The organism is uncultured Nostoc sp., from assembly GCF_964245575.1.
Lineage (GTDB): Bacteria > Cyanobacteriota > Cyanobacteriia > Cyanobacteriales > Nostocaceae > Nostoc.
The window spans coordinates 1-9,310 of the sequence record NZ_CAXTNP010000287.1 but is presented as its reverse complement, the minus strand read 5'-3'; the positions used below and the strand labels follow the sequence as shown (position 1 = coordinate 9,310).

Below are 9,310 nucleotides of genomic sequence, written 5' to 3'. Positions count from 1 at the left end.
GTATATTTATGCTAATCAGCCTTAGTTAATTACTCTAGTTTTAGATGTTGATAAAATTAATAATTTAACTATTGCTAGCATCACTCAAAGTAGTATTTTCAAAAAAAAAATATTAGGACATAAAAAATGGTTGCCTTAAATATTGTAAACTTGTTGGACAAATCAAATTTTAAAAAACTGGTTCCCTCTGCTCATTATTCAATTACTGTAGTTATTCCATGCCTTAATGAAGAAGGAAATCTGGAACGTCTCCTGCTTAATATAGAAGAAACATTTGAGAATATGGGCTTTAGTTTGCCAGTACTAGTGGTTGATGATGGTAGCACAGACAATAGCTATCAAATCCTTAAGCAAATGAGTGAAAAATATGATTATTTAAGCATCATTCGTCATCCCCACAGACGGGGTGTAACTGGAGTATGGAAGACAGCATTAGATAATGTCCAAACTGATTGGATATTTTGGGGACAAGCAGACTTAGAGTCAGATCCTCGAACTGACTTACCATTGTTGTTAGAAGCTTGTGTACCAGGAGTAGATGCAGTAGCTGGTTGGCGGCAGAAACGGGGTGATGGTAAGATTCTTGCTTCTAAAATCGCCAATAGCACTTGTAGTTTACTCTTTGGTTTAAAAATCCACGATATGAACTGGATTAAACTAGTCCGTCGTGATTTATTATCGACTTTGCCAGTAGAAACAATTACCCATCGCTACTTATTGGCGATACTAGCAGCACAAGGATATAACGTTACAGAAGTTCCCACACCCTGGCATCCTCGACACTCTGGAACAAGCAAGTTTGGTAAAAAACGTTTTCTGACTTCAGCTATTGATTTTATCAATTCATGGTGGTGGTTTCAAACTCAAGGTCGTCTAATTAATCGCCATCAAGACAAAAAGATTGATTCAGTTATAAACTATGCTGGTGTTGTTCAACAGGAAATAGTCTAGTACAGCACGGCGTAAATAAACATACCATTTCAAATGGCGCAAGAGCTTGGAATACAATTATGCGTGACTTTTGACAAATGACTTTTGACAAATGACTTTTGACTTGCGGTACTAGTCAATTCAACTCGTCATAAATAAACCCAGAGAGAGTTAGTCATATTCTCCTGGGTTTAATTTTTACCCCAAATTTAGTAAGTTTTTCACACCTATGAGTATTGAAGATAAACACATTCTTGTTGTCACTTCCGTATATCCTATGACTGCTGACGGCAATCATGGTGCTTTTGTACATGAGGCAATTTTACGCTTGCAAACAGCAGGGGCTAAGTTTACAGTATTCGCTCCTGCCTACGAAGGTTCTAAAAGCCACGTATTAGATGGAGTAAAAGTATATCGCTTTCGCTACTGCCCAAAACGATTTGAAAATTTGGCAAGGGATGGCGCTCCTACCAAGTTGCAAAGACAGCCTCTTTATTTGATAGCTGCTGCTTTTTATATCTTGTTTGGTATGTTGCAATTGTTTTGGGTATGCTGCAAGGAAAAGCCAAATTTACTCCAGATTCATTGGCCCTTTCCTCACGGGTTAATTGCTTTACCTGCCAGTATATTATTGGGTATTCCGATGGTGTTTAGTTTCCACGGAGCCGAACTCATGTTAGCTAATAAGTTCGGTTTTGTGACACATATCCTCCGTTGGTTACTGCCTCTGGCTAAAGGTGTGACAGCCAATTCTTCTTTTACTAGTGGGTTGATTCGTAAAATTTATGATGGACCTGTTACCGTTATCCCTTACGGTATGACTATAAAGCCGAAACCACCTAAAAAACGTTCCCCAGAGGAAGTGCGATCGCTTCTGTTTGTTGGTAGGTTAGATGAACGTAAAGGTTTGCGATATTTATTGGCGGCTCTACCTTCGGTTTTAGCCAAATATCCTGTACGCTTACGCATTGTGGGTAAGGGAATTCTCGAAGATGAGATTAAATCACAGTGTGATGCAATAGGTCTAAATGATGTAGTAGATTTCCTTGGCTTTGTCAGTAAAGAAGAATTAGCTGATGAATACGCTGGGTGTGACATATTTGTACTACCGGCAATTGTAGATAGCAAGGGGGATACTGAAGGCTTAGGAATTGTGATGATAGAAGCTTTAGCCCACCAAAAGCCTGTAATTGCCAGTACTGTAGGGGGAATTGTCGATGTAATCCATTCTGGAACTACAGGATTATTAGTACCAGAAAAAGACCCAGAAGCTTTAGCACAAGCAATCTTGACTTTATTATCGAATCCCACTAAAGCCCAAAAAATGGGTCAACAAGGTTTAGCAGATATACAAGTTCGTTTTAACTGGCATCATATTACACCTATGTGGCAGCAAGTATTGGCAAACGCATTGAATAACACTGTACCCGGAAAAGCTACTGGAACTATTGCTTAGTAAAAATTTGCGATTAATTGTGATTTTTATCCCTGTTTTGTCACTCTCGGAAAACAATAATCGAAGCAAGGTTCTGAAATTTTTATTGAGTCAAGCTTTGAGCCTTTATTTTCTAACAGTAAATGAAATTTATAGCTCAAACCTGGAAATTAAAGCTCTGAAAGGCTTTCAGTGATTGGCTTCTCCCAAAGTAATAAAAGAGGGTTATTAGGAATGTTAGTTTGTTCTCCATTCAGGGAAGTATGTATATAGCTTTTACAAAGGTACTTAAGTAAATCCAAACTTAAAGAACGTTTCCGTATACTATGACACAACAACGTCTTCTTTTAACTCGCGGGATTCTCACTACTTGCGTAGTAGCCCCTTTAGGTTTAATGGGGATTTTAAGCTTTACTGTACTTTTTCCTGCTCTCAAAGACCCAGCATCTAGATTTTACTCTTCAGGTTTTGGTTATCCAGCTTTACAACGTATGGCTGGCAAACCTATCCAAGTAGAAACTGCGTTAGTAAAGTCAAAAGCTTTAGAGGATAATCTAGCTGCTCCTGGTGAATCTGTTGGTATGCAGGAGGTGAATGTTCGTTCTTTAGTTTCGGGGCCTGTAGAAAAACTTTTCGTTGAAGAAGGGCAATGGGTGCGCCGAGGCCAACCTCTGCTCCAGTTACAAAAAGCTCCCTTTGTAAATCAAGTAAATACGGTTCGCAATAACCTTGCTATTGTGGAAAAGAACCTCGCAACCGTGCAAAACTCGGTATCAGAAAGGTTATCAGACTTGAAAGAGGATGTTAGGTCTGCTAAAGACAGGTTTTATTCAGCTAAAACTAGACTAAGAACAATTGACAAACTTGCAGATCAAGAATTAAACAACAATGTCCAGGCTGCTCAGGTAAGGGTAGCGACTGCTGAAGAGAAACTGAGACAAATCAAAATTTTAGCAGATCAAGGAGCAATTTCCAAGTTTCAATTTTATGATATGCAAGATACCTATGCAACTCGCAAAAGAGAACTACTAGCTGCTCAACAGGGAATTATTAGTACCCAAAGCCAGCAATTTACCAACCAAGATTTCTACATTGCTCGCCAAAACGACTTCATTTCTTCTCAGCAAGCTCTGTCATTAGCCCAGCAGACACTAGATAAAGATGTAAAAAATGCTCGCCTCACAGTTGACAACAGGAGAATAGAACTGCAAGAGGCTCTGAGAAATTTAAGTAGAACAGTTATATATGCCAGCACCGATGGTTTAGTGAGTTCGGTAAATATAAATGCTGGTGAAATAGCAGATGCACGAGACCGTAACTCGTTAGTAACTTTAACTCAGAATGTTGTATTTAAGGCTTACATTGATCAAGCTAGGCTTAACGCTGTGAAAGTGGGTAATAAAGCTATAGTCCGGTTAGTGGCATACCCTGGACGTACTTTTGAAGGAAGAGTTATTCAGCTTAATCCAACCGTACAAACTAATACCAATAAGCCCAGTAAAGTCGGTATTGACCGACAATTTACCTATTCTGTTTGGATTGCTGTTGATAATTTGCAAATGCCTCCAGGTTTGCAGGGTTATGTTCAGTTTACTGATCAAACTAGAACGGCTTTAATGATTCCAGAAAGTTCTGTTACTCATTTGTCTGCTGGTGAAGGTATGGTGATGGTTGCCGAAGCAGGCAAAGCTGTTGTGAAAAAAGTCAAGTTAGGAAGAACATTTGATAATCAGCGTGAAGTACTAGAAGGCTTAAAACCTGGAGAACAGGTAGTACCTTCTCCTAGAGCTTTAAATCCAGGCGAACGCCTAGAAATTGATACCCCAATAGCACAGCAATCAGTCGGCAAAAACGAGGCACAAGCACAAGTTCGTTAACCAAAATTAGACCAAGTGCAAGTTGCTTGTAATGTTACGCGAGATTTTCAGCTACACGTTTACTGTAAACACTTAACAAAGTAAAAAAAATTTCACATGAAAGAACTCCTCTTAAAATTCACAACATCTCCAATCAGTTTCATTAAAACAGTTTTATACAAACTAACTATGGGGCCAGCTATCTATGGTAGGGGAAATGACTATGATGCTAGTCGATATTGGCGCGATCGCCTGTCTAAATATGGTAAATCTATCATAGGAGTTGGCGATCAAAGCCTGTCGGAAAAAGATAATCAAGAGGCTTATGCCCAAGCAGGAAAAGTTTTTATAGATTACTGTTCAAAGCAAAATATTGATTTCAATAATGCTAAAGTTCTAGAAATTGGTTGTGGCACGGGTTATTACACTCAAATACTATTTGATTTAGGTGTAAAAACCTATTTGGGAGTAGATATTACAGATGTATTATTTCCAGAGCTTCAGAAAAAGTTTGTAAATTTTCAATTTCAAAGGAAAGACATTACTACGGATAATATATCAGGCGAATTTGATTTAATAATCATGATTGATGTTATTCAACACATTGTTACAGATGCTAAATTTAAATCAGCAATGAATCAAATAAGAACAAGATTATCTAATGATGGAGTTTTCATTTTAGCTCCTTTACTAAACAGAAAAAGGCGTGTGATGTTTTATCTTAGTGATTGGACTATTGAGAATCTTAAATATTGTTTTAAAGACAATAATATTGGCGAACTAGTACCATTTAGAACTGGTCATATTATATCAGTAAAAAAGTAATTAAGCATGGTGATGGTTACTGAAGTAGGTAAAGCTGTTGTCAGAAAAGTCAAGTTAGGAAGAACATTTGATAATCAGCGTGAAATGCTGGCAGGCTTAAAGTCAGGAGAAGAAGTAGTATTATCTCCCTTAGCTCCAAATCCAGGCGATCGCCTAAATACCAAATCTGCATCATTGCCAATCGCAGAGAGAAATTAACAGATGAATCAAAGTTATTGGACTAACAGATTTTTTGCCTTTACTAATTGGTTTAATCGAGAAAGGGTTACTCTGTTAATGGGCTCTATTTTACTATTACTAGGAGCCATCTATCCTTGGTATCGGTTACCTACAGAAACCCTAGAAGCATTCGGTACAAATCTATTTTGGGCAAATGCTGTGAGAGTGCCATTAGTTTTGTGTGCGATCGCTGGTTTTACTTACACTTTTGTATTTCATGTTCGACAAGCTCCACGCTTAATTTTTTGGGGTGCATTAATACCAATATTACTTTTTCCTTATTTCATTACAACTTGGTCACCTGCTGTATCTTTTATTGCAGCAGAATATTATAATCAGGGAGAACAAGTATCATCTCATGTAGATAAAAATTTTTCAGAAGTTCAGGCACAATGGAAACAGAATATAGTTTTGGATAATCCAGATGTTCCTGCTTCTATTTTTGGCATGGAAATTGAAGATAGCCGATTTTTTCAACTACCATCATGGGATAAAGTTATCCTTGAAGGATTTGGCTATAAAAATAGTTTTTTTGCTTTTATCGGGCAAGGTTGGAGCTTCAGCCTAATTGGAGTGCTGATTTGCCTAATGGGACTTTATCTAGCCTGGGAACAGCAGGGAATCAATTCTCTAATTAAAGACATGAAAATATTAGTGCCTGTGAGTTTACTATTATTTTCTACTATTTTAGGTTCTCACATTTATTTTAATATTGCTAATTATCAATTAAATGTGCAGTTTGCCAAAGGTCAATATTCTCAAGTAGTAAACACCAGCCAAGTTTTAACAATATTGTATCCACCTTTGCAGGGAGATGAAGAATTTTTAGAGCGCCTGGCCAGAGCAGAGTTATATACAGATGCCGCCGAACCAGGATTAGTTAATTTCATTCAGGGTCTAGAAAATTATAAAGATAGTAATTTTTTAGAAGCAGAGAACTATTTTCAAAAATCTTTAGAGAGCCAGCCTAACCGCTTTTTAGTAAGAGGGTATTTGGTGGTAGCCACTTTAAATAGAGGTGTTAATTATTTCAACGAACCTAATACTAGGAATGCTGGCACAGCAGCAGATATTTTTGAAAAAGCATTCAGCATATTTCCGGGTCATGTTGAGGCTTTATATGACCTAATGTTAGCCAGGGTTGTGAATGGAGAATTTCAGAAATCGGCTGAAGTTGCTAAACAAATCATAGATGGGCAGAAGTACTTTCAAGAACCAGGGATTGGTTTAATGGGACAAGCCTATGTCCATCTAACTTGGAATGAATATAACAAAGGCAATATTAGTAAAACCTGGGAAAGATACCGTCAATCGGTTGATACCAAAGCTTGGGATGAATTAGGAGTTGAGGAATAATAATGGAACGTTCAGAGCGTTGGTTGCCATTAGGGTTGATATTAGCTTTAGGATTATTACTGGGAAGTTTGATGTTTTCTATTTGGGAGAAAATACCTACTTCTGTAGAGCGCGTAAATTGGTCACAACAAGCCCAATGGATTGCCCCTCAAACACCTGGTTACCGTTTTTATACACGCAATCCCTTTAATTTACCTAATAATGCAAAAGCAGGCTGGCTACGAATAAGTGCTGATAATGACTTTACCTTATATGTAAATAACAGACTTATAGCAAGAGAAAATAGTGTTCTCAATAATTCTCTTGGATTAGGTGCAGGATTGAGAATACCTTTTCAAGACATTAATGATAGTAATCACTACAATGCTAAAACATCAGTCAATTATTTACTGGCTAGTTCCAATGACTGGAAATTAACAGCTTATATAGACATAACTCGTCATTTACGTCCAGGTAAAAATGTTATTGCATTAGAAATTCAAAAAGGACAAACTAATCCTCGTGTAGTTGTTGAAGGGGCTGTTTATCCTACAGATGATGCTACACCGATTAGTTTGTCAACAGGAGAAACTACCTGGAGAGTTTCTAATCTGTCAGAAACTCGTCAATCTCTCCAATGGTTTGACCGGGATTTTTCAGATGAAAATTGGCCAGAAGCTAAGGTACTGGGTTCAGTTCGAGAAGCAACTTACAGTCGCTTAAGTAAAAATTTGTTTGACCGCCCTCTACAGGGAAATTGGATTGCAGGAAATCTAAGTTCTCAAGGGCAAGTATGGCTCAGAGGTAGTTGGCAAATACCAAAAGATCGGATTTTTCGTGCTTATATTCGATTTGCTGGACAAGGTGCATATTCTCTGTTAATCAACGGCAATTTTGTTAATAGTTACAGAACCGAAAACAGCAACCAGTTACATCTTTTAGAAATTACAAGGTTTATCAAACCTGGAAATAATACATTAGCTGTAAGCTTAATTAGCCCACTAAATACAGTATTAACAGGGGCTAACTCTATTAAACCTAATAGTATTCTTAACTTCTTTTTAGATGGATGGGCAGAAACAGCAACAGGTGAAATTAGTGGAGAAATTGCTACTGATAATACCTGGACAGCGTTAAATCAACCTGTACCTGGATGGGCAGAAGGGGCAGGTGAAAAAGAAACTGTCAGTCTTTTAGGTTTACCGAAACCAGAAGATTTCCAGCGTAGTTTTGAAGGTAATGCCTATCTGCTTAATTACCCTAATTACTTATGGCATCAGAGCCTTTGGTTAATAGGAGGAGTCATCTTTGCGATAGTTTATGCTTCACTTTTAGGTTTATGGCTGGGATATGGAAATCGTCGTTGGGAAAACTTTGTTGCAGGATCTGCAATCCTTTCACCAAGTACTTTATTTTTAGCGGCTATTGGTTTACTAAAACACCGCTTTGCAGAAGCAGAAGTTGGTTTATTATTTGCCCAACCGCAAAGCAACTATGTAATATTGTTTGTTTTTACAGCCATAATTGTATTGACATTAGTTTATATTCGCGTCAATAGAAAAATTAATAAATTACCTCTATCTTTTATTTGGTTCTCACTGGGTTTAGTAGCTTGTATTAGTTTCAGCTTTGCATCGGGTGGAAATGTCTTTATTGTCTTTAGTTTAGCGTTTGTAGCAGCGATTCTTGTCTACATTTTCGTTTGGATGCAGAGACGGGAACAATCACCAATCCGAGTATTGCAAGATAAGTTTAATCTCATACAGCAGAGATGGCCTATTTGGGGCGAGTGGATATTTCTCATCCTCATCGTCAGTGTAGGGTTTGGGCTAAGAGTTTATAACCTTGGTTTTATAGATTTGGATGCCGATGAAAATACTTCCCTAGATGCTGCTAGGGGTATTCTTCGTACAGGCGCACCTATAGCTACTTCTGGTATTTGGTATACTCGTGGCCCTTTTTATCATTACTTGCTAGCTCTTTGGTTACGAGTAGTGGGAGATTCTATAGTTAATGCTCGCTTGCTATCTACGATTTGGGGTACAGTTACTCTAGTTTTAGTTTATATCTTTGCTCGTCAACTTACTGGAAAGGCTTGGATTGCTGTATTAGTAACAGCAATTTTAGCTATCAACCCTTGGGAACTTTGGTATTCACGCAATATTCGTTTTTATCAGGTTCTACAATGCTTAACTATTCTATCTTTTTGGTCTTTCTTTAAAGGTTTTATTGAACAATCTGGAAAGCGTTATCAATATATTTTCTTTATTGCTCTTACTTTAACCTTACTAACTCAAGAGATTAGCTTAACTCTATTGCCAGTATTCCTAATTGCTTTCCTTTGTTTTTATCGTCCATTTAGCTTATCTAAAGATTGGCATATAATTTTAGGCAGTATAGTTACTTTAGCTATTTTTATATATAATCTTGGTTTTGCTGCTATCCGCCTTTTAACTCCTCTGTCCGCTATATCTGATAGTACAAATGATTATCTGAGATTGCACTTTTCAGATATCACATTATTAATTTCCAATTTATTTATTGGCCCTGACAGATTGCAAAATACTTATACTGCTTTCTTTTTAGTAGGATTTATTTACTTTATCAGAAAAAATAATTATCAATTATGTTTTCTATTTAGTAGCACTATTATTCAAATTTTGATAGTTACAATTATCAGTTATGGATTAAATGAGCGATATGTCTATGG

At 37.2% G+C, this 9,310-nt stretch carries 7 protein-coding genes; all 7 read left to right on the top strand.

The genetic code is table 11. From position 1 onward, the window contains the following. Positions 1–126: 126 nt before the first annotated feature. Complete coding sequence (locus ACFFAP_RS31515) at positions 127–951, top strand: glycosyltransferase family 2 protein (RefSeq protein ID WP_375514899.1); 825 nt, start codon at positions 127–129, stop codon at positions 949–951. A 208-nt stretch (positions 952–1,159) separates the two neighbouring features. Next, positions 1,160–2,386: a glycosyltransferase family 4 protein gene (locus ACFFAP_RS31510; protein ID WP_375514898.1), complete on the top strand. Its 1,227-nt coding sequence runs from the start codon at positions 1,160–1,162 to the stop codon at positions 2,384–2,386. A 305-nt stretch (positions 2,387–2,691) separates the two neighbouring features. Then, positions 2,692–4,242, top strand: coding sequence for an efflux RND transporter periplasmic adaptor subunit (locus tag ACFFAP_RS31505; RefSeq protein ID WP_375514897.1), 1,551 nt, complete (start codon positions 2,692–2,694; stop codon positions 4,240–4,242). A 96-nt stretch (positions 4,243–4,338) separates the two neighbouring features. Further along, positions 4,339–5,046: a class I SAM-dependent methyltransferase gene (locus ACFFAP_RS31500; protein ID WP_375514896.1), complete on the top strand. Its 708-nt coding sequence runs from the start codon at positions 4,339–4,341 to the stop codon at positions 5,044–5,046. Between the two features lie 6 nt (positions 5,047–5,052). Next, a complete protein-coding gene (locus tag ACFFAP_RS31495; protein ID WP_375514895.1) occupies positions 5,053–5,244 on the top strand; it encodes a hypothetical protein in 192 nt (63 codons plus the stop codon). A gap of 78 nt (positions 5,245–5,322) precedes the next feature. Next, positions 5,323–6,621, top strand: a complete 1,299-nt coding sequence (locus ACFFAP_RS31490; protein WP_375514894.1) for a tetratricopeptide repeat protein — start codon at positions 5,323–5,325, stop codon at positions 6,619–6,621. Between the two features lie 2 nt (positions 6,622–6,623). Next, a partial coding sequence (locus ACFFAP_RS31485) for a glycosyltransferase family 39 protein (RefSeq protein WP_375514893.1) occupies positions 6,624–9,310 on the top strand: 2,687 nt, incomplete at its 3' end.